21 protein-coding genes and 1 pseudogene are annotated in these 21142 nt (G+C 49.1%); 9 read left to right on the top strand and 13 right to left on the bottom strand.

Features of this window, described 5'->3' with window-relative positions; genetic code table 11:
• Positions 1-107: 107 nt before the first annotated feature.
• From rodA to HQN79_RS08880, 5 genes are read right to left on the bottom strand one after another with little or no spacing between them, the layout of a single operon-like run.
• Positions 108-1232, bottom strand: a complete 1125-nt coding sequence (rodA, locus tag HQN79_RS08900) for a rod shape-determining protein RodA (protein WP_173285724.1) — start codon at positions 1230-1232, stop codon at positions 108-110.
• Positions 1229-3091: a penicillin-binding protein 2 gene (mrdA, locus tag HQN79_RS08895; protein WP_173285722.1), complete on the bottom strand. Its 1863-nt coding sequence runs from the start codon at positions 3089-3091 to the stop codon at positions 1229-1231. Before mrdA ends, rodA begins: the two co-directional genes overlap by 4 nt.
• A 13-nt stretch (positions 3092-3104) precedes the next feature.
• Positions 3105-3611, bottom strand: a complete 507-nt coding sequence (gene mreD, locus HQN79_RS08890; RefSeq protein ID WP_173285721.1) for a rod shape-determining protein MreD — start codon at positions 3609-3611, stop codon at positions 3105-3107.
• 37 nt (positions 3612-3648) lie between these two features.
• Complete coding sequence (mreC, locus tag HQN79_RS08885) at positions 3649-4536, bottom strand: rod shape-determining protein MreC (protein WP_173287054.1); 888 nt, start codon at positions 4534-4536, stop codon at positions 3649-3651.
• Between the two features lie 58 nt (positions 4537-4594).
• Positions 4595-5641 (bottom strand): rod shape-determining protein, encoded by a 1047-nt coding sequence (locus HQN79_RS08880; RefSeq protein ID WP_173285719.1) that lies wholly within the window; start codon positions 5639-5641, stop codon positions 4595-4597.
• A gap of 467 nt (positions 5642-6108) precedes the next feature.
• On the opposite strand from HQN79_RS08880, the gene gatC reads away from it, so the two are divergent.
• The 6 genes from gatC (at position 6109) to HQN79_RS08855 (ending at position 11583) form a co-directional block, all read left to right on the top strand.
• Positions 6109-6396, top strand: a complete 288-nt coding sequence (gene gatC / locus HQN79_RS08875; protein ID WP_173285717.1) for an Asp-tRNA(Asn)/Glu-tRNA(Gln) amidotransferase subunit GatC — start codon at positions 6109-6111, stop codon at positions 6394-6396.
• Positions 6397-6409: 13 nt separating this feature from the next.
• Positions 6410-7867: an Asp-tRNA(Asn)/Glu-tRNA(Gln) amidotransferase subunit GatA gene (gene gatA / locus HQN79_RS08870; RefSeq protein WP_173285715.1), complete on the top strand. Its 1458-nt coding sequence runs from the start codon at positions 6410-6412 to the stop codon at positions 7865-7867.
• Between the two features lie 18 nt (positions 7868-7885).
• Positions 7886-9319: an Asp-tRNA(Asn)/Glu-tRNA(Gln) amidotransferase subunit GatB gene (gatB, locus tag HQN79_RS08865; RefSeq protein WP_173285713.1), complete on the top strand. Its 1434-nt coding sequence runs from the start codon at positions 7886-7888 to the stop codon at positions 9317-9319.
• A 248-nt stretch (positions 9320-9567) separates the two neighbouring features.
• A complete protein-coding gene (gene htpX, locus HQN79_RS08860) occupies positions 9568-10464 on the top strand; it encodes a protease HtpX (RefSeq protein WP_173285711.1) in 897 nt (298 codons plus the stop codon).
• Positions 10465-10711: 247 nt separating this feature from the next.
• Positions 10712-10846 carry a hypothetical protein gene (locus HQN79_RS12135; RefSeq protein WP_275284661.1) on the top strand — a complete coding sequence of 45 codons (135 nt, stop codon included), beginning with the start codon at positions 10712-10714 and terminating at the stop codon, positions 10844-10846.
• A gap of 149 nt (positions 10847-10995) precedes the next feature.
• Entirely contained in the window at positions 10996-11583 is a 588-nt protein-coding gene (locus HQN79_RS08855) for a DUF1294 domain-containing protein (protein ID WP_173285709.1), read from the top strand.
• Positions 11584-11687: 104 nt separating this feature from the next.
• On the opposite strand, the pseudogene trpB reads toward HQN79_RS08855, so the two are convergent.
• The 5 genes and pseudogenes from trpB to exbB form a co-directional block, all read right to left on the bottom strand.
• Positions 11688-12884 (bottom strand): annotated as a pseudogene (trpB, locus tag HQN79_RS08850) (tryptophan synthase subunit beta).
• Positions 12885-13037: 153 nt separating this feature from the next.
• On the bottom strand, positions 13038-13475 hold the full coding sequence (locus HQN79_RS08845; protein ID WP_173285707.1) for a SufE family protein: 438 nt from the start codon (positions 13473-13475) through the stop codon (positions 13038-13040).
• Positions 13476-13570: 95 nt separating this feature from the next.
• Positions 13571-14581: an energy transducer TonB gene (locus tag HQN79_RS12130; RefSeq protein WP_173285705.1), complete on the bottom strand. Its 1011-nt coding sequence runs from the start codon at positions 14579-14581 to the stop codon at positions 13571-13573.
• Positions 14582-14590: 9 nt separating this feature from the next.
• Complete coding sequence (locus tag HQN79_RS08835; RefSeq protein ID WP_173285703.1) at positions 14591-14974, bottom strand: ExbD/TolR family protein; 384 nt, start codon at positions 14972-14974, stop codon at positions 14591-14593.
• 18 nt (positions 14975-14992) lie between these two features.
• A complete protein-coding gene (exbB, locus tag HQN79_RS08830; protein ID WP_173285701.1) occupies positions 14993-15427 on the bottom strand; it encodes a TonB-system energizer ExbB in 435 nt (144 codons plus the stop codon).
• Between the two features lie 258 nt (positions 15428-15685).
• On the opposite strand from exbB, the gene HQN79_RS08825 reads away from it, so the two are divergent.
• Complete coding sequence (locus HQN79_RS08825; RefSeq protein WP_173285699.1) at positions 15686-16687, top strand: MBL fold metallo-hydrolase; 1002 nt, start codon at positions 15686-15688, stop codon at positions 16685-16687.
• Positions 16688-16796: 109 nt separating this feature from the next.
• Here the strand turns inward: HQN79_RS08825 and serB are convergent, their stop codons facing one another.
• Both serB and HQN79_RS08815 read right to left on the bottom strand, forming a co-directional pair.
• Positions 16797-17621, bottom strand: coding sequence for a phosphoserine phosphatase SerB (serB, locus tag HQN79_RS08820; protein ID WP_173285697.1), 825 nt, complete (start codon positions 17619-17621; stop codon positions 16797-16799).
• 17 nt (positions 17622-17638) lie between these two features.
• Complete coding sequence (locus tag HQN79_RS08815; protein WP_173285695.1) at positions 17639-18043, bottom strand: RDD family protein; 405 nt, start codon at positions 18041-18043, stop codon at positions 17639-17641.
• Positions 18044-18166: 123 nt separating this feature from the next.
• On the opposite strand from HQN79_RS08815, the gene HQN79_RS08810 reads away from it, so the two are divergent.
• A complete protein-coding gene (locus HQN79_RS08810) occupies positions 18167-18835 on the top strand; it encodes an energy-coupling factor ABC transporter permease (RefSeq protein ID WP_173285693.1) in 669 nt (222 codons plus the stop codon).
• Between the two features lie 102 nt (positions 18836-18937).
• Here the strand turns inward: HQN79_RS08810 and HQN79_RS08805 are convergent, their stop codons facing one another.
• Positions 18938-19255 (bottom strand): hypothetical protein, encoded by a 318-nt coding sequence (locus HQN79_RS08805; RefSeq protein WP_238843345.1) that lies wholly within the window; start codon positions 19253-19255, stop codon positions 18938-18940.
• A gap of 382 nt (positions 19256-19637) precedes the next feature.
• Between HQN79_RS08805 and guaB the strand changes: the two genes are divergently transcribed.
• On the top strand, positions 19638-21098 hold the full coding sequence (guaB, locus tag HQN79_RS08800) for an IMP dehydrogenase (protein WP_173285691.1): 1461 nt from the start codon (positions 19638-19640) through the stop codon (positions 21096-21098).
• The last annotated feature ends 44 nt before the right edge of the window (positions 21099-21142 follow it).

Below are 21142 nucleotides of genomic sequence, written 5' to 3'. Positions count from 1 at the left end.
ATCAATAATAAAATTGTTTGCTAATTTACCATATTTTGTCGCAAAACCTAAATGCAACCTCAGTGCATTAATGACAAAACCCTTGAAGCGTAAAAAGTCGAGTTTGCTTACTCGGTTAACATCTTACGGTGGGTCTGAATCGACATCATGATTCCGAAGCTGATCATCAGCGTAACCAGCGAGCTACCTCCGTAACTGATCAGCGGAAGCGGAAGTCCGACAACCGGCAGCAACCCACTGACCATGCCGATATTGACGAAGACATAGACGAAGAAAATCATCGTTAGGCTGGCGGCGATCAGGCGGGTAAATTGATCCTGTGCGCTGGCGGCAATATAGAGTCCGCGACCGATAACGAACAGATACATGGCCAGTAACAGAATGACGCCGATCAGTCCAAACTCTTCGGAAAGCACCGAGAAAATAAAGTCAGTGGTACTTTCCGGAAGAAATTCCAGATGCGCCTGAGTGCTGCCCAGATAGCCTTTACCTTCAATGCCTCCGGAGCCGATAGCGATCTTCGACTGAATAATATGGTAGCCGGCGCCTAAAGGATCGGACTCGGGGTTCAGAAAGGTTAAAACGCGCTGCTTCTGGTAGTCATGCATATATTCCCAAGCGATCGGAACACTGGCTGCTGCCAGCAGCAGAGCGCCGAAAATCAGTTTCCACGGCAGCCCGGCAAAGAAAATGACGAATAGACCGGACATGGCAATCAATAGGGAGGTCCCCAGATCCGGCTGAATGACGATCAGTCCGGCGCTGATCGCGATGACCAAAAGAGCTGATACGATGCGCTGGTAACTCGGTGGATAGCTGCTGTGGGCGAAAATCCAGGCGACCATAATCGGCAGGACCACTTTCATCAATTCCGATGGCTGAAAGCGAACCGGCCCGAACTCCAGCCAGCGCTGGGCGCCTTTGCCGATTTCCCCGACAAGTGGCACCGCTATCAGCAGTGCCAGAGCAAACAGAAACAGAAAAGGGGTGAACAGGAAGATCAGCGAAGGTTTAATCTGCGCAAAAAGCACCATTAACCCGAGAGCGAAAGTGACACGAATAATATGTCGCTGGGTTACATCCCAATCGCCGCCCGAGGCGCTGTAAACGACCGCGACGCTGGTGCTCAAAAGCAGCAGTATGCCAAGAAGCAATAGGCCGTCGAGGTGAAGACGGTTCAGGAAACCGCGGTTTCTACGATACATTTGTTCGCTTTGATCGACTATTTTCATCGGTCATATCCTGCTTCTGCCGGTATCGGCGTGAGGGGCAGATCCGGTCTTAAATAACGTTTTATCACATTGACGGCGATCGGCGCCGCAGTTTTCGAGCCGCTTCCGGAGTTTTCGGCGATGACGGCTACGGCAATGCGCGGTCTTTCGACTGGCGCGAAGCCGACAAACAGCGAGTGGTCATGCAACGATTTGTCCAGTTTGGCGGCATCATAGTCTGCTTCATTCAAGCTGAAAACCTGTGCTGTTCCGGTTTTGCCTGCCATGGTAAAAGGCAGATCGGCACCGTAACGGCGCGCGGTTCCGGTTTTGCCGTGCATGACCGCGACCATGCCCTGGATAACTTTTTCCCAGTTTTCGATTTTTTTGATTTCGATCTGCATGGGCGCGTCGAACTCATCCTGCATTTTTTGCAATAGATGAGGTGTAATCTGTTTACCTCGGTTAGCCAGGATCGCGGTGGCGCGTGCTAATTGAAGTGGCGTAGAGAGATGGTAGCCTTGGCCGATCGAGGAGATAATCGTTTCACCGCGATACCATGGTTTGCCTTTGACCGCGCGTTTCCATTCCTGCGAGGGAAGAATTCCTTTGGATTCGCCGGGGATATCCACTCCGCTGCGCTCGCCGAAACCGAATGGGGCCATGGCGTCATGGATGGCATCGATTCCCATGTCGAGACTGAGTTCGTAGAAATAGGTATCGCAGGACTGGGCAATCGCTTTGTGCATATCGACCAAGCCATGGCCCCAGCGTTTCCAATCACGGTATCGATGCCCCTTATACTCAAAATAGCCGGGATCGTAGACCTTTTTGGTCGGCGTAATGTAATCGTTTTCGATGGCACCCAGAGCGACAAACGGCTTGATGGTCGAACCCGGAGGGTACTGGCCGTTTATCGCGCGGTTGATGAACGGCCGGTTCGGATCGTTAAGCAGTTGTCTGTAGGTTTTGGCATCAATCCCGTCAACAAAGAGGTTCGGATCGAACGTCGGCGTGCTGACATACGCCAGAATTTCTCCGCTCTGTGGATCTATTGCGACGATACTGCCGCGTCTTTCGCCCATCAGTTTTTCGGCAAATTCCTGCAGGGTGATGTCCAGCGTCAGATGAATGTCCTGTCCGCTGATGGCCGGAGTAGTTTCCAGTTTGCGCAGTACGCTGCCGCGGACATTGGTTTCAACTTGTTGTACGCCGGGATAACCGTGCAGGATATTTTCGTAGTATTTCTCGATTCCGGATTTTCCGATAATCTCGGTGCCGCGGTAGCGTTTTTCATCCAGTTTTTGCAGCTCTTTCTGATTGATGCGACCGACATAGCCGATGGCATGCACGCCGATGTCCTTAAATGGGTAAGTGCGTTTTAGGCGGCTGCTCAGAGTGACGCCCGGGTGCTTGTGGCTGATGACGGCAAAACGCGCTGCTTCCTGCTCGTTCAGTGTGTACGGAAGAGTATAGGTTTTTGCGCGGCGTCCCTTGCGGAATTTATCGAAAAATTTATCCAGTCGTTCCGTCGGATAGTCGCTGAGAATGCTCTTTAAATCTTCTTCAAAGAGATCGATGTCGTCCATGTCCTCACGGATCATCTTGATCGCGAAAACCGGTTGGTTATCGGCAATCAGTACATGGTTGCGGTCATAAATCTTACCGCGGGTAGGAGGCAAAACCTCAATCGAGATACGGTTCCCTTCAGCAAGGCCGTGGTAACGCTCGTAGTTAAACCATTGCAGGTAGGCCATGCGTCCGATGAGAAACAGAAACAGCGAAGCGGTAAAGACAAACGCGACAATCAGTCGCTGGCGAAACTGACGTTTGCGTCTCTGGTTTTCCCGATCGGTGCTGAACTCCAGTCTTTCTTGCATAGTGACGGTGAACTTAATTTTCAGTCACATTCTGCTGGCTCAGGCGGTTGAGCGACAGTGCGATCAAGGCCCATAAAACACCGCCGACCAACGGCATAATCCAGTAGGCAAGCTGTTGCTGATCGTCAAGCTTTGGAGCCAGAGTGAAGAGATGCATGATCTGGTAAATAAAACAGAAACCGACGATATTGAGGCTTTGCTGCCAGATGGTATAGCCGCGGAAACGCAGGCGGTGGCGCAACATGGCAAAAGTAAGAACGACATAGATCAGCGCATGCACACCCAGAGTGTTCTGATAGATGGTGTCGGCGAACAAGCCTATGGCAAAAGCGGTACCCATATAGGTATAGTCGAGAAAGTGACCGGCCCAGTACAGCAGCACCAACAGGGTGAAGGGCGGTAGGAACAGGTAGTTCTGGCCGATGATATTGATGCTGTCCAGAATCAGGGCAAAGACAAAGCTCAGAACGATAAGCCAGCGCACCTGACGGCTGGAAATGTAAATAAAATTATCACCCATAATCGTTTCTTTCTATCCTGTCAGAAGTGACACCCGTTTAATTTTCGGTGGCTTTGGTTTGTTCCGTTTCGGCGTTGGATTCCTTCTGCGCGTCCTGTTCCGAAGTCTCGCTTGGTTGCGTTTTAATTTCCGTCAGTGAATCCCGGTACTGCTTGAGAATCAGTACCTGTTGCGCCTGATGGAGTTCGCCGAGCGGGCTGGCATGAATTTCATAATAAGGAGCGCTGTCCTGACTGATGACTTTTGTCACCACTGCAACCGGATAGCCGGACGGAAAAACGCCGCCGAGTCCGGAACTTTCCAGTAGGTCGCCGACGCGGACTTCGCTGCTTTTAGGAATAAAGTTCAGTTGAGTCGCATCATACCCGCTTCCGCTGAGGATGCCTCTCTGCCCCGTTCGCTGAATGCGTACCGGAATTTGATGTGCCGGGTCGGTAATCAGTAATATCCGTGAGGAGCTCGGCGTTGTGGTAACCACTTGGCCGATAATTCCTTTCGCGTCAATGACCGTCTGTTTGGGTTGAACCCCATCCATTCTGCCTTTGTTTATGGTAATAAATTGTGACAGAGGATTATTGGAGAAATAGTTAACGGTAGCGATCTGAAAGGTGGCATTGTTGACTTGACCCGTTGTGCCAAGCAGGGCACGTAAGCGACCGACCTCCTGTTCCATCTTGAGCAGCTGCTGCTGTTTTGCGTTAAGCAACAGCAGTTCGGCTTTTAAACGCTCGTTTTCCAGTTTCAGTTCGTCATACGAAGTGAAGTCGGTGGTCAGGTTGTCGTAGATTAGTTTCGGCGCTTGAGCGATACGCTCAACCGGATCGAGCAGCGTCAGCAGGGCGCTGCGAAAGTCGCCCATGAAATCGCCATAGCGATCCGCAGCAATCACGCTCAAGGAGAGAATGAAGGCCACGAGAAAGTGAATGGCTTCCTGCTGAGGGGTTGTTGCCGAATGCTTGATAGGTCACTCCTGAATTGACGGTTTAGTCAAAAGAGAAGACATCAAGACCTTTTTCGTCCATCAGCTCGAGGGCACGACCACCACCACGAGCAACACAGGTCAAAGGATCATCGGCGATAATCACCGGAATACCTGTTTCTTCGGAAATTAATGTGTGGATATTGCGCAGAAGCGCGCCGCCGCCGGTCAGAACAATACCGTGTTCAGCGATATCGGCACCCAGTTCCGGCGGAGTGTTTTCCAGAGCGGTGCGAACCGAGCTGATGATCGCCTGCAACGGCTCTTGCAGTGCTTCCAGAACTTCATTGCTGTTCAATGTGAAGCGACGTGGAACCGATTCGGCCATATTGCTGCCGTGAACTTCCATCGTTTGCGGATTAACTTCATGGTAAGCGGTACCGATGGTTTTTTTGATGCGTTCAGCAGTCGATTCACCGATGACCATGCCGTAGTTACGACGCACATATTTAATAATGGCATCGTCAAAACGGTCACCACCGACTTTGACGGAATCCGACCAGACAATCCCGTTCAGCGACAGGGTGGCGACTTCGGTCGTGCCGCCGCCGATATCAACAACCATGGAACCGGTCGGCTCGGAAACCGGCATACCGGCACCGATGGCGGCTGCCATCGGTTCTTCGATCAGATAAACTTCACGTGCGCCGGCTCCTGCAGCGGATTCGCGGATTGCACGGCGTTCTACTTGAGTTGAGCCGCAAGGAACGCAGACCAGAACGCGAGGGCTAGGCTGAAAAAATTTCGCTTCGTGTACTTTGCGAATGAAAGACTGCAGCATTTTTTCAGTGACTTCGAAGTCGGCAATGACACCGTCTTTCATAGGACGGACTGTTTCGATGTCTTTATTCTCTTTACCCAACATCATTTTGGCGTTTTCACCGACGGCGACGATCGAACGCATGCCGCTCCCGCGATGATTGTTGCGAATCGAGACGACTGAAGGCTCATTCAGTACCATGCCTTTACCGCGGACATAGATTAAGGTGTTGGCGGTTCCAAGGTCGATAGAAAGGTCGTTAGAGAAAAGCCCCATTAATTTGCGAAACATTATGGTGAATCCTTGATGTCGGTCAAAATTAAACAATTGGCCTATTCTAACTGAATTAATTTGAGGGTAGAAGTATTCTCTGTGTAAAACGGATGAGAAAAATAGGGCGCAAGCCAAGCGTGATCGATCGGCAATAGGAGGATTGGCTAAGGTATTCAGTTGGCTGCTGTTTGTATTATAAAATGCTTATGTTTGATGGCGCTTTGTAAAAGAATTCGATCTTAGCCCGAGGGCTTTTGATTTCCTGCGTAAGTTTGCCCAGCGCTTAAGCGAAGCTCATTTCGGAATAAAGCCGGTTTTCAGATAAAGTCCGTTCGCCCGGACTGTATATGAAGGCGGTTTTATGGTATTTTATTGCGTTATTTTTTGCCCGGCGTGGCCTTGCGTATTTTCGTCGCTTTTTACGGCTTTTGGCCGTAAAGGTAAGGTCGCGGGCCATATCAAATTTCCAGATTGGGAGTGTCGAAGTGTCTATTGGAAAAAGCGAAGTGGAATATATTTCGCGTTTGGCGATGATTGATGTCGCAGACGATGAAGTAGAGCAAGTCTCTGCAAAACTGAGTAAGGTGCTGGATCTGTTTGCGCAGATGGAAGCGGTCAATACCGACGGTGTAGAGCCTATGGCGCATCCGCACGAGGTAACGCAGCGTCTACGCACGGATGAGGTTACCGAAACGGATCAGCACGAGAAACTTCAGGCCGTTGCACCAGCCACTGCGCAAGATATGTATCTTGTTCCGCAAGTAATTGAATGATAAGAGAAAAAGCATGTTACACACTCTAAGCGTAAAACAGATGAGCGAAAAGCTCCATGCGGGCGAGATCAGCAGTGTCGAACTGACACAGCACTATCTGGACCGCATCTCTCAATTTGATCCGGAACTGAATGCTTACGTCACGGTGACGCCTGAATTGGCATTGGAAATGGCGCGCGAAGCGGATGAGCGTTTGAAAAACGGCTCCGCCGGTGTCCTGACGGGTATTCCGGTCGCGCATAAAGATATTTTCTGTACCGACGGCGTTAAAACCTCCTGTTCGTCGAAAATGCTGGACAACTTTATCGCGCCTTACGATGCGCACGTTGTTGCCTTGCTGAAAAAAGCGGGAATGCCGATTTTGGGTAAAACCAATATGGATGAATTCGCAATGGGGTCTTCATCGGAAAGCTCGTACTACGGCCCGACCAAAAACCCTTGGGATCTGAATGCGGTTCCGGGCGGTTCTTCCGGTGGAGCGGCGGCGGTTATCGCGGCGAACCTGGCGCCTATGGCGACCGGTACCGATACCGGTGGTTCGATTCGACAGCCGGCTAGTTTCTGCGGGATTACCGGGATTAAGCCGACTTACGGAACCGTGTCGCGTTTCGGGATTATTGCCTACGCATCCAGTTTCGATCAGGCCGGGCCTATGACACGTTCGGCGGAAGAGTCGGCGTGGATGTTGAACGCGATGAGCGCGTTCGATCAGCGTGATTCAACCTGTCTGGAGATGGAACGTCCGGACTTTGCGGCGAATCTGGGGGATTCACTGCAAGGTCTGAAAGTTGGTGTTCCTGCTGAATACTTCGGTGACGGTCTGGATCCGGAAGTTGAGAAAGTGGTAAAAGATGCGATCGCCGAGATCGAAAAACTTGGCGCGACGACAGTTCCGGTCAGTCTGCCGAACAAAGACCTGGCAGTACCTTCTTATTATGTTCTGGCTCCGGCGGAAGCGTCATCTAACCTGTCGCGTTATGACGGTGTGCGTTTCGGTTACCGTTGTGAGAACCCTGCCGATCTGCAAGACCTTTACAAGCGTTCGCGTGCCGAAGGTTTCGGTGCCGAAGTGAAGCGTCGTATTATGGTCGGAGCCTATGCGCTGTCGGCGGGTTACTACGATGCATACTATCTGAAAGCACAACGTCTGCGCCGTATGGTTCGTGATGACTTTACGAATGCTTTCGAACAGTGTGATGTGATTATGGGGCCGGTTGCACCAACGCCTGCGTTTAATATCGGTGAAAAAACCGATGATCCGACCAGCATGTATTTGGCGGATCTGTATACCATTCCGGTTAACCTTGGCGGTTTCCCGGGGATGTCGGTTCCGGCCGGTTTTGCCAACGGTCGTCCGGTAGGCTTGCACATTGTCGGGCCTTACTTCTCGGAAGCGAAGCTGCTGAATATCGGGCACCAATTCCAACAAGTCACCGACTGGCACAAACAAACGCCAGCACAGTACCAATAAGCGCAGGGAGAGAATTTAATGAGTTGGGAAGTTGTAATCGGTCTTGAGATTCACGCTCAGTTGACCACCAAATCAAAAATCTTTTCAGGCGCGTCAATCGCTTATGGTGCGGCACCGAACAGCCAGGCCTGCGCGGTTGATTTGGGTATGCCGGGAATGCTTCCAGTGGTAAACCATGCGGTTATCGATAAGGGGATTGCGCTGGGCTTGGCTCTGAATGCCGAGCTGGGTAAAAAACAGGTTTTTGACCGTAAGAATTATTTCTATCCGGATTTGCCGAAAGGTTACCAAACCACACAGATGGACTATCCGATCGTCGGTAAAGGATATCTGGATATTGAGGTTGACGGTGAAACCAAACGTGTCGGTGTGACCCGTGCGCATTTGGAAGAAGATGCCGGCAAATCGAATCACGGGATCGTACCGGGGATGACCGGGATCGATTTGAACCGTGCCGGTACGCCGCTATTGGAAATCGTTTCCGAGCCGGATCTGTCTTCGGCGCAGGAGGCGGTCGCTTACGCCCGTAAAATGCACGAACTGGTGACTTTCCTGGGGATTTGTGACGGAAACATGCAGGAAGGCTCTTTCCGTGTCGACTCCAACGTGTCGGTTCGTCGTCCGGGCGAGCCGCTGGGGACGCGTGCCGAGCTGAAAAATATCAACTCTTTCCGCTTTATCGAAAAAGCGATTGAGTTTGAAATCGAGCGCCAGATCGATCTGATCGAAAGCGGCGGCAAGGTGGTTCAGGAAACCCGTCTGTACGATTCGGAAACCAATACCACGCGTTCAATGCGTACCAAGGAAGAAGCCAACGATTACCGTTATTTCCCTTGTCCGGACCTGTTGCCGGTACGCATTACCGACGAAGATATTGATGCAGTACGTGCGACCATGCCGGAGTTGCCGGATGCCAAGCGTGCGCGTTATGTGGCTGACTTAGGGTTGAGCGAGTACGATGCCGGTGTGCTGACTTCGTCACGCGCCATGGCGGAATACTTCGAAGCGTTGTTGGAGCATACTGGAGGCAAAGACGCTAAAGTCTGCGCCAACTGGATTACGTCTGATTTGGCGGGAGCGCTGAATAAAGCGGGTCTGGATATTGCGGATTCTCCGATCAGTGAACAGATGCTGGCGGGCATGATTAACCGTATTCAGGACGATACGATCTCCGGTAAGATCGCCAAACAGGTGTTTGACGCTATGTGGAAAGGTGAGGGAAGTGCCGATGAGATTATCGAAGCCAAAGGTCTGAAGCAGATTACCGATACCGGTGCGATTGAAGCGATGGTTGACGAAGTATTGGCCAATAATCCTTCTCAGGTTGAAGCCTATAAAGGTGGTCAGGAGAAGATGATGGGTTACTTTGTCGGTCAGGTAATGAAAGCATCCGGCGGACAGGCCAATCCGGGGCAGGTCAATAAGCTGTTGAAAGAGAAATTGAACAGCTAAATTACTTGTCGTAACGGACGGATGAAACGGGGTGAACTGCTTTGGCGTCACCCCGTTTTTTGTTGCTTCAAGATTTTGTCAGGGTTTAAGCGAATTTTGTCACTCTTGATACTCGCTAAAATCCGCCGAATCGGTACAATCAGCAGATAATAATGTTCAAAAGGCTTGAAAGGTTATAGAAAAACCTTATATTAGTCATACATATTTCTTGATAAGTGAGTTCATAACCAACGGCTAAGGAGAGTTTCATGAAGCGAATTGGTTTATTTCTGTTAACAAACATTGCGGTCATCGCGGTTGCAATGATTATGCTGAACCTTTTAGGGGTCGGTAACTATATGCAGGGAACCAGTCTGAATCTGGGTAACCTGTTCATGTTTGCCTTGATTTTCGGTTTCGCCGGTTCTTTTGTCTCTTTGGCGATGTCGAAGTGGATGGCGAAAATGACTACCGGTGCACAAGTCATCGAAACACCGCGCAATGCTGACGAGCAGTGGTTGGTCGAGACGGTTCGTCGTCAGGCGGAAAAAGCCGGTATTAAATGCCCGGAAGTTGCGATCTACGACTCGCCTGAACCGAACGCTTTTGCGACCGGTATGAGCAAAAACAACTCCATGGTTGCCGTTTCTACGGGTCTGTTGCGCTTTATGCAGCGTAACGAAGTCGAAGCGGTTCTGGGTCACGAGGTGGCACACGTTGCCAACGGTGATATGGTGACGATGGCGCTTCTTCAAGGTGTGCTGAACACTTTCGTTATCTTCTTCGCGAAAATCGTCGCTTATGTGGTTGACCGCGTTGTACTTAAGAACGAAGAAGAGGGGCATAGTTGGGCGTTTATCATTACCGATATCGTAGCGCAGATTCTGTTCGGTATTCTGGCCAGTATCATTGCTATGTGGTTCTCGCGTTACCGTGAATTCCATGCCGATAACGGCGGTGCTTATCTTGCCGGTAAAGAGAATATGATTGCCGCTCTGCGTCGCCTGCAGACTATGCAGCCTGGACAGTTGCCTGACCAGATGGCGGCATTCGGTATCTCGGCAGCACCGTCTTCATTCGGTGACCTGTTCAAGTCGCACCCTGATTTGAACGACCGTATCGCCAAGCTGGAAGCGACTACTCAGGATCAGCTTAAAGTCGCTTAATCCACTATACGGATATTTGAGTCGGCGTAAACCGGCTCTGATGGAACCCCGCAAGGTCTGCCTTCGCGGGGTTTTTTATTGCATGTTATGGGTGGGTTTTAGAAGACAGCTTGCTAAAGATCCAGGTAAACGGGTAGGGATGGTCAGGGTATTTAATTATTTTTTTGATTGATAAATAAATTAAATAAGATTTAATAAGTGAATGTTATATATTGTCGCTTTTTTAAACTGACAAGCGAGTTTTGACATGTCTAACAACAACGAAAATAACACAAGAAAAAATAGTTCATTGATCAAATACGGCATTATTGGCGCTCTGTTGCTGGTGGCTCCAATTGTTCTGGTAAACCAGATTGTTGCGCCAATGCTAAGCGTTCAGTAATCGTTACCGATTCGAATTCGCTGGCCGGGTATAAACCGGCTGCAATACAAACCCCGCAAGTTGATTCTTAGCGGGGTTTTTTATTTGCGGTTGTTTTTATCGTTTTGCAGGCTTAATTAATGGTAGATTTTTGTTATTGAAATCTACAGGTGGCGTTTTTAATGAGATTAACCGGGTCAATTGTTAAGTGGAATGAGCAAAAGGGTTATGGTTTTGTAAAACCCGACAGTAATGCCAAAGAATTGTTTATACATATTAAAGAATTCGATTGGCGTCCCGAGCAGGGGCAGAAAATCAGTTTTGTTGTCGGGCGTGATAAGCAGGGGCGGCCGTGTGCGCAAAATGCGATCCTTTATGGCGATTACCTAAAGCAACAAAAGGGCTCTTCAATAAATTATGTTGGGTTTGTTTTTATCGCGCTGTTTTTAATTGCCATGATCTATCTTGTCTTAAGCGGCTTGCTGACTATCTGGGTTGTGCCCGTCTATGTACTGATGAGTCTTTTGTCTTTTAGTTTCTATTGGTATGACAAAGATGCTGCGCAGCGAAAGGCTTGGCGATTGCCGGAGAATATGTTGCATCTAATCGATGTTTCGGGTGGCTGGATTGGCGCGATCCTGGCGCAGCAGCGCTATCGGCATAAGACAAAAAAGATTTCGTTTAGAGTGGGTTTTTGGTTGAGCGTTTTACTCAATTTGGGCATGCTGTATCTGATTTCACAGAATCAGATGTTGTAAAAACGGGTTCTTTATTTTATTGACTGGGTCTGTAAGGAATTGAAAATTACATTAGCGGTGAGCGCCTACAAAGCAAAATTGTAAGCGCCTCTGTGTTAAAGAACTTATTCGCCGGTTCCGAAATTGTCGGCGACGTAGTCGATGTCTTTATCGCCACGGCCGGACAGGTTGATCAGAATGGTACTGCCGGGATTCTCCTGACCGTGTTTCATTGCCCAGGCAACGGCGTGCGAGCTTTCCAGCGCCGGGATGATTCCTTCCATGCGCGATAGCTTATAGAATGCATCCAGAGTCTCTTGATCCGTTACGGCGTGGTAGTTGACCTTGCCGGAGGTCTTAAGATAGGAGTGCTCCGGACCGACGCCGGGATAATCCAGTCCAGACGCGATCGAATGAACCGGAGCCGGATTGCCTTCCTCATCTGATAGAAGCAGGCATTTAAAGCCGTGAATCATGCCCGGTTTTCCGTAGGTCATGGTGGCCGAGTGTTCACCCAGATTGGTACCTTTACCCAGCGGCTCGACGCCGTTCAGGCCGACGCCTTCGTCTTCGATGAAGCCGGCAAACATTCCCATGGCGTTGGAACCGCCGCCGACACAGGCACCCACCTGATCCGGAAGTTCTCCGGTCATCTCAAGATATTGTTCACGCGCCTCATGCCCGACAACCGACTGGAAGTTACGTACCATCATCGGGAACGGATGCGGCCCGACAACCGAGCCGATCGCGAAGAGCGCCGTATCAGCCTGTGGAACATAAGACTGGAATGCGGAATCGACCGCTTCCTTCAAGCTGCGTCCGCCGAAAGAAACCGGAACGACCGTTGCGCCGAGCAGTTTCATGCGAGTGACGTTCGGAGCTTCTTTGGCAATATCGATCTCGCCCATATGGATTTCGCATTCCATTCCGAAATAGGCCGCGGCGGTCGCCAGTGCCACGCCGTGTTGGCCGGCACCGGTTTCGGCGATCAGTTTGGTTTTGCCCATGTGTTTAGCCAAAAGTGCTTCAGCCATACAGTGGTTCAGCTTGTGGGCACCGGAGTGGTTAAGGTCTTCACGTTTCAGGTAAATGTGCGCGCCGACTTCCTTGCTCAGATTATGCGCTTAATAAACCGGCGTCGGACGCCCCTGATAGTGTTTGCGGATGTATTTCAGTTCATTCAGAAAGTCCGCCGAGCGTCCCAGCTCCTGATAGGCTTTGTTGATCTCGGCAAAATGGGGTTCTAGTTCCGGTGGCAGGAATGCGCCGCCAAATTCACCAAAATAGCCTTCTGCATTCGGACTGTTTTTTAAGTAGGACATTCGATTCTCCATCCTTTTTTGATTATCTGATGATGTCTTTTAGGTCGAGTTAAAAGCATACCGATAAATTCTGAGCGGATGAAGTCCGGGAGTGGTTTTTTTAAGGGAAATGTTAGAAAAGTTGACCGCAGCCCGGAGCTGCGGATTCGACGTTTAAGCCGCGATACGTTTTTTACCTTCAGACTGAATGCGCTTGATCATATGGTAGAGACCGGTCGAACGGTTCGGCGAGAGCTGTTGCAACAGGCCGATTTTGCCAAGAAAGTCTAAAGGCGCCGTTGCAACCTCTTCAGGCGTTCGTCCGTTATAGACACGTAGCAGGAGGGCGATCAGACCGGAGACAATGGCGGCGTCGCTTTTGGCTTGCATAAACAGGCGGCCGTCGTTTTCTTCAATATGAATCCATACCTGCGACTGACAGCCGTGGATACGATTCTCTTCGGTTTGAAAACTCTCATCCATTCCCTGTAGGGTTTTTCCCATGTCGATCAGGTAGCGATAGCGATCTTTTGGATTGGCAAAGTGGGTAAAACGCTTTACCAGATCGTCTTGTACTTCGGCAATGCTTTTGCTCGGCACAGTAAAGTCCATGTCTTTTTCCTGCGAATTCAAAAAAGGCATAGTTTAGCAAATTTTTAACAGCCGGGCTGATTCAGCACCGATTTGATTGAGTGTTGAAATCAGGTTTAGCGCAGCTCATAGCTGACAGGAACGCGTATTTGCCAGCTGTCGCGACCGATTGCTTCCGGAAAGGCCTTGAATTGTGAGCGCATTTTTTCGGTAATGATCGATAGGGCTGCTTTGTCGAGGATGTCTCGTCCAGAGCTGTTAACCAGCTTCAAATCGGTAATGCGCCCATCTGCATATAATGTGAAACTGATTAGCGCTTCACCTTCCCAATGACGGCGCTTGGCGCGGCGCGGGTAAGTATCTTGCGCGTATTGCATGATCTGCTGGCGCAGCGCCTGCAAATAAGCATTTTCGGCTGAGGCGATCTGCTGAGCATTGAACTTTGGCGGCATCGGTTTGGGTTTGGCGATTGGCTTTGCCGTCTGAGCGGTGACCGGTTGCGCTTCAATCGGCTTGATAGGTTCGGAAATCGGTTCCTCTTGCGTCTCCTGCTCCGGTTTAGGCTCTGGTTTAGGCTCTGGTTTAGGCTCTGGTTTAGGCTCTGGTTTAGGCTCTGGTTTAGGCTCTGGTTTAGGCTCTGGTTTAGGCTCTGGTTTAGGCTCTGGTTTAGGCTCTGGTTTAGGCTCTGGTTTAGGCTCTGGTTTAGGCTCTGGTTTAGGCTCTGGTTTAGGCTCTGGTTTAGGCTCTGGTTTAGGCTCTGGTTTAGGCTCTGGTTTAGGCTCTGGTTTAGGCTCTGGTTTAGGCTCTGGTTTAGGCTCCGGTTTAGGCTCCGGTTTAGGCTCCGGTTTAGGCTCCGGTTTAGGCTCCGGTTTAGGCTCTGGTTTAGGTTCCGGTTTAGGTTCCGGTTTAGGTTCCGGTTTAGGTTCCGGTTTAGGTTCCGGTTTAGGTTCCGGTTTAGGTTCCGGTTGCGGCTGAGGTGCGGCAAACATCGCCAGATTGATATCGACCTGTTTAAGCGCCTGCTGTTGTTTCTCCACTGGCTTCATCCATAACCAGATACCGACGGCGATAATCAGCAGATAGATGAAACTGCTTAACAGGGTGGCTAAAAGAGAACAACGGCGCATGAGATGAGATTATTTTTTTTCTGTAAGAATTGTTAGATTGTTAAGGTTCTGGCCTTTAAGCAGGTCAACGACTTCAACGAAAGTACCGAAATTGGCCTGCTGGTCAACGCGGAGCGTAATCGCCTGTTCTTTTGGCAGAGCGGCAAACACGGAAGCCAGTTGCTCCGTGCTATGGATTTCTTCTTTAACAAGGATCTGGTTGTTCTGGTCGATTGCCAATGACAGAGGGTCTAATTCCGTATTAGGTTGATAAGACTCGGTGTTTTCCGTTTTCGGCAATTCAATATTGAGTTTATCCTGCACAATGAAGCTGGCGGTCGTCAGTACAATCGCCAGCAAAACCAGCATGACATCAATCAGCGGAATGACATTGATATTGTCAAAGCGTTTCATTGGAGTTTCCTTGGCGTATTACTGGTTAGTGTCGGTTTTCATTGCGCGGAACTGTGCGTTAATGACGTCCACTTTTCGAACCAGACCGTTATAGGCCATGATGCTTGGGATGGCGATGGCAATCCCGGCCGCGGTTGCTTTCAGTGCAAGGGCTAGACCAAGCATAATGGCTCCGGTATCCAGATTCTGGCCTTGTCCGAGGTCGTAAAAAGTGATCAATATACCCAGTACGGTTCCAAGAAGACCGACGTACGGTGCATTGGCACCAACGATCGAAAGGGTCGTCAGGTGTTTGGTCAATGCAATATTCAGGTGTTCGGCGTGTTGGAAATCCTGCCATTTGACGGAACGGTAGTAGAAAATTCTCTGTAAAGTGACCCACAGGGCAATAAATCCCATGAGGCCTAAAATTCCAAAAACGGCGTAATCCAGATAGGCTTTTAATAGTTCCATTGTTGTTTTTTATACTGTTATTTAGAAATGAGAATGATTATAAATTAAACTTTGCGCGCTGTGTTGAAAAAAATATGGATGAGGTGTCATTCTTCCTCCACATTTTATTAAGATTCTTTTTGCGGTTTCAGTTCTGTTAATTCGGTTTTCTGCAGCTCATAGCGAATGGTGATAAAATCGTCGGGTTATCTCGGTCAACGGTGCTTTTCATCAAGCGGTTACCGTGGCCAGTTACAAATTTTCGATTAGGAGAGTTTAATGAAACGTCGTGATTTTTTTAAGTCCGCTTTTGCAATGGGTGCCGGTCTGGTTGGTGCATCGGCATTGCGTCCACTGTATGCTTCTCAGGATCTCGAAGAGTTCCGTGGGCCAAAGGTTCCTGATATTGATGCGGTCAAAGTCACAGAGCATTGTTATATGATTCCGGCAATGGGTCCGCACCCGACTCCGGATAACTTCGGTATGTTCTCTAACCCAGGATTTGTAGTAACAGACGCCGGAGTGGTTGTGGTTGATACCGGTAGCTCCGTGCAGATCGGGGAGATGGTGCTTCGTCAAATCAAGAAAGTGACGGATAAACCGGTTGTTAAGCTAATTAACACGCATTTTCACGGCGACCACTGGCTAGGGAATCACGCTTTCGTCGAGGCAAACCCGGATGTTGAGATCTATGCTCATCAGCTATGTATCGATAACTTGAAATCCGGTCAGGATAAGTTCTGGTTTGACTTTATGCAGTCCAATACCAATAACAAGATTACCGGTACGGTGATTACTCTGCCGAATAAAACCTTTGCGGGCGGTGAAGAGTTTGAAGTGGGTGGCGTGAAGTTCCGTATCCATCACTTCGGTCAGATGCATACTGTTTCCGATCTGGCGGTTGAAGTGGTTACCGACAAGCTTGTCTATACCGGCGATATGGTAATGCGCCGTGTTGCGAACATGGAAGACGGTTCTTACCGCGGCACCATCGACGGGCTGAGCAAAATGGCCGAGATGGATATCAAGCATTTCGTTCCGATGCACGGCAAGGCGGATGATGTATCGCTTATCAATGAAGGTATCGAGTTCATGGAGACGATCTATACCTCAGTAGAAGAGCTTTACGATGAAGGTCTATCGGACTTTGAAATGAAGCCGATCATTATGGATAAGCCTTTTATGAAGGATGTTGCCAGCAAGTGGCCTGGTTATGATTCTGCGCTAGGTAAATTCATCGTTGTTGCGATTAAGGAAGTTGAGAAGGCAATGTTCTCCTGATTGATCGTTAACAATTGGGCCTCAGGGAAGAGGCTTTCGTTAAAAAAACCGCGCTTTGGGATTCCAGAGCGCGGTTTTTTTATTTGGACTGAATAGACTATTGTTTACATCAGCTCAGGAAGTCGAGAATGGCATCAAGACCACGATGGTTTAGAGAAGTGCTCGCCTGTTTTTGTACCGCCGGTTTGGCGTGGTAGGCAACACTGAGTCCCGCTTCTTGCATCATCAATAAATCATTGGCGCCATCGCCGACGGCAATCACTTGGTTTGGCGAAATGTTCAACTCCGCACACAGCTCATTCAAGAAGTCCGCTTTCGCCTGAGCGCCGATAATGCCACCGACGACTGTCCCGTCGAGTTTACCGTCGCTTTCCGCCAGAACGTTGGCGCGTGCAAAGTCCAAGCCCAATTTGCTTTTCAAACGGTCGGTGAAGTAGGTAAAGCCTCCGGAAACCAGTGCAAACTTGATCGCTTTATCTTTCAGTCCGCTGATTAATTCTCCCGCGCCCGGGTTCAGTGTCAGGCGTTCTTGATACACATGTTCCAGAGCACTGTAGTCAAGCCCTTTAAGCAGTCCGACGCGCTGAGTCAGCGAGCCTTCGAAATCCAGTTCACCGCGCATGGCTGCTTCGGTAATGGAGGATACCTTGTCTTTGATGTTCATAAAATCGGCAATTTCATCGACGCATTCGATTGAAATCAAAGTGGAATCCATATCGCTGATCAACAGTTTCACCTGGGTGCCATCGAAACCTTCCGGTAAAAGGTTGATGTCGAGTTCCGACTCTTGGCGCAACTCAAACAGTTTTTCGGCATCAATCTCATCGCATGTAATGCGATAGTGATTGTTGCAAGCTTGTAAATCACCGACGGATTTCAGTAGGGTGTGTTGCGCATCGTTGAGCGTCGGGCTGTGAATAATTAGGGTTGGCATTACTTGTCCTGAATTGCTTAATCTGAAATGGGCACTATTTTAGTCTTTGCCAGTTGGTCGTGCAAAAGTTGTTTTTTCGGAGTAATAAAACCGATCAGGGTCAGGCCGAAAAAGAGTGTCAGCGGAACCGCAAGCAAAAAACGCAGGTTGGCGTTGTGCCGTGTCAGAAGGTAACCGTCTTCACGCTGCAGTTGCAGTTTCCAGGTTCGTAACCCGGGCGTTTGTCCGGATTGTGTCCAGAAGTAGGTCAGGTACAGATAGGTGATGGCGATCAGGTAGATCTGAAAGGCCAGATTGATTTTATCGTTGGTGGCGAATTCTCCGCTTCCCTGCCAAAGCACAAAAGGAATGCTGGCCGCAAACCAGATGGCGCAAAGTAGGATAAAATCGTATAGCATCGCAAAAATAATTTTGAAAGGCATGGTTCGGTTGTGCTCAATTTCGTGTTTTCATTGAGAGCTTATTGTACCTAAGCGCGTGCTCTTTGTTGAAAAACCGTAATCCCGCCGCTTCTATGCGGCAAAGCTTGATTTAGGAGTCTGTAAATGAATCTCTATTCCAGTCAGTTAAGTTTCAGTCTGCTGGTTTTTGGCTGGTTGAGTCTGTTGGCGATGTTGATCTGGTCTTTAAGGACGGCTCCGTGGTTTAAGGTTAAGGATGATCGCGGCGCGCAGAATATCTGGCTGTTCGTTTCGCTGGCGGTCTTTTTAATCTGGCAGCTCGGGGCCAGTTTGGGTGAAGGCATCACCTTCCATTTTCTATTAATGACCTTGATGACCCTGATGTTCGGCGTTCAGTTCGCCTTTATGGGAATGCTGCTGGCGCTTCTCGGTGTCACTTTTTATTCCGATTTGGGCTGGTGGAGTCTGGGGGTGAATGCCATTCTGATGGGAATTGTGCCGATTGCCATTACTCAGGGGATGTTGCGCTTGAGCCAGCGTTATCTGGAGCAGAACTTCTTTGTGTATGTTTTTTTCAACGCTTTTTTGGCTGCCGGTATCGGTGTTGTCGTTGCGCTGTTATTGGGCGGTCTGATCATGGGGTTGAACGAGGTGCACAGTTTTGACTATCTGGCACAACAGTATTTTCCGTTTATCCCGATGATGGCTACGCCGGAAGGGTTTGTGAATGGGATGTTGATTGCGGCCATAGTGGCATTGAAACCGGAGTGGTTATGCAGCTTCAGCGATGATACCCATCTAAAGGGAAAGTAGGCTGTGGATAGAAAGGGGGAGCCGTTAATAAACAGGCAATAAAAAACCCGGAGCAGTCCGGGTTTTTTATAATCGACATCGGTGATGTCAGTCAGGAGGAGATTATTTTTCCCAACCTGCTTTGACTTCTGCAGTCATCTGGCGAACTTCGCCTTCAGCTGTTTTCAGTGCGAATTCAGCAGCAGTTTGCGCTTTTTTCATGTCGCCTTTTTTCTTGGCTTCTTCGTACTGGGCTGCATAAGTGTCGAAGTAAGGCTGCTTCATTTTTTTCTGTTTCCAGACAAAACCGCCGTCTTTCGCTTGGCTGTGTAGCTGTGCCGCTTTATCCATCATTGCATCGGTATCAGTGCTCGCGTAAGCCGCTGAGTTAAAAGCTGATACTGCAAGCGTTAGAGCTACACCAGTTAGTAATTTTTTCATTCGTCGTCCTCCAAAATGTTATTTTGAGTTTTGGTCGCGTTCCTGTTTTTTTGAAACGGCCAAACTCAGTTAACTTGAGCTGTTTGATTTTTTTAGCTACTCGTTATGTCTGTTATGTAGTAAGCGGTGAAGAATGGCTGTTTCAAAGCAATTTTTCACTGTTTTTTACATAGATGCATACGTTATTAAGTTTACCCCGTCCGTGTCAATCTTTATAATAGCCGTTAACTTAAAATATTGGGGTTATTTTTCTTATAGCAAACCAAGAGAAATTAATCTAAGTGATTGATTTTTAACGGTCTGTTCGTTTTTACTGCAGATTTCAGCTGGTTTTAGAAAAATAACTAATTAGCCTATAAGCTTTTGTATAAGGTAGAAAGAAATGAGAATATTGCAAGAAGCCCTCACTTTTGATGACGTTCTTTTGGTTCCTGCGCACTCGACTGTGTTGCCTAAAGATGTGTCATTGAAAACTCAACTGACTCGAAATATTACGTTAAATATTCCATTCGTTTCTGCCGCTATGGATACGGTTACTGAAGCTCGCCTGGCCATTTCAATGGCACAGGAAGGTGGTATCGGTATCATCCATAAGAATATGACCATCGAACAGCAGGCGCGTACCGTCAGCAAAGTGAAAAAATTTGAACACGGTGTAATTTCCGATCCGGTTACGGTTCAGAAAAATATGACCGTTGAAGAAGTGATTATCAAAACCAAAGATAACCGCGTTTCGTCCGCACCGGTTATGGACGGTGATGACTTGGTGGGTATTGTTACCAGCCGTGATATCCGTTTTGTTACCGACATGTCTCTGCCGGTTTCAGAAATCATGACGCCGAAAGAAAAACTGGTAACGGTTAAAGAAGGCACCAGCCGTGAGGACGTTCTTGAATTGTTGCACCAGCACCGTATCGAGCGTGTTCTGATTGTCAACGATGCTTTCAAACTGCGCGGAATGATCACCGTTTCCGATATGATGAAATCCTCTGATCACCCGCACGCCAGTAAAGATGCCGAAGGTCGTCTTCGTGTTGGTGCTGCGGTCGGGACCGGTAAGGAAACTGAAGATCGCGTTAAAGCGCTGGTTGAAGCCGGCGTTGATGTCATTATCGTCGATACTGCCCACGGTCATTCGCAAGGTGTATTGGATCGTGTTGCCTGGGTTAAACAGAATTATCCGCAAATTGAGGTTATCGGCGGGAACATTGCAACCGGAGAAGCGGCTCTTGATCTGGTCAAGGCTGGTGCAGATGGTGTTAAGGTTGGTATTGGTCCTGGTTCGATCTGTACCACTCGTATTGTTGCCGGTGTCGGTGTGCCACAGGTTTCGGCGATCTCGAATGTTGCTAAAGCACTGGAAGGCACCGGTGTGCCTCTGATCGCAGATGGTGGTATGCGCTTCTCCGGCGATGTTGCCAAGGCGATCGTCGCCGGTGCTTCGGCTTGTATGTTCGGTTCAATGTTTGCCGGTACCGAAGAATCTCCTGGTGAGATCGAATATCTGAAAGGTCGTGCCTATAAGTCCTACCGCGGTATGGGATCTATGGGGGCTATGGCTCAGCCGACCGGTTCTTCGGACCGTTACTTCCAGTCGTCGAACGCGGAAGACAAACTGGTTCCTGAAGGGATTGAAGGTCGTGTTGCCTATAAAGGTCCGCTTTCTCCGATTATTCACCAGTTGGCAGGTGGTCTGCGCTCGGCGATGGGATATACCGGTTGTAAAGATATCCCGACTATGAATAAGAAACCTTCTTTTGTTCGTGTCACTTCTGCCGGTATGTCGGAAAGCCATGTACACGATGTTACGATTGTTAAAGAGGCACCGAACTATCGCATCTAGTCGATTGGTGAACTCTTAAGCTTATGCAAGGCTTTTGCAGGATC

The organism is Thiomicrorhabdus xiamenensis (assembly GCF_013282625.1).
Classification (GTDB): domain Bacteria; phylum Pseudomonadota; class Gammaproteobacteria; order Thiomicrospirales; family Thiomicrospiraceae; genus Thiomicrorhabdus; species Thiomicrorhabdus xiamenensis.
Note: the sequence above shows the minus strand (reverse complement) of the source record. Positions and strands in the feature narration are given on the sequence as shown.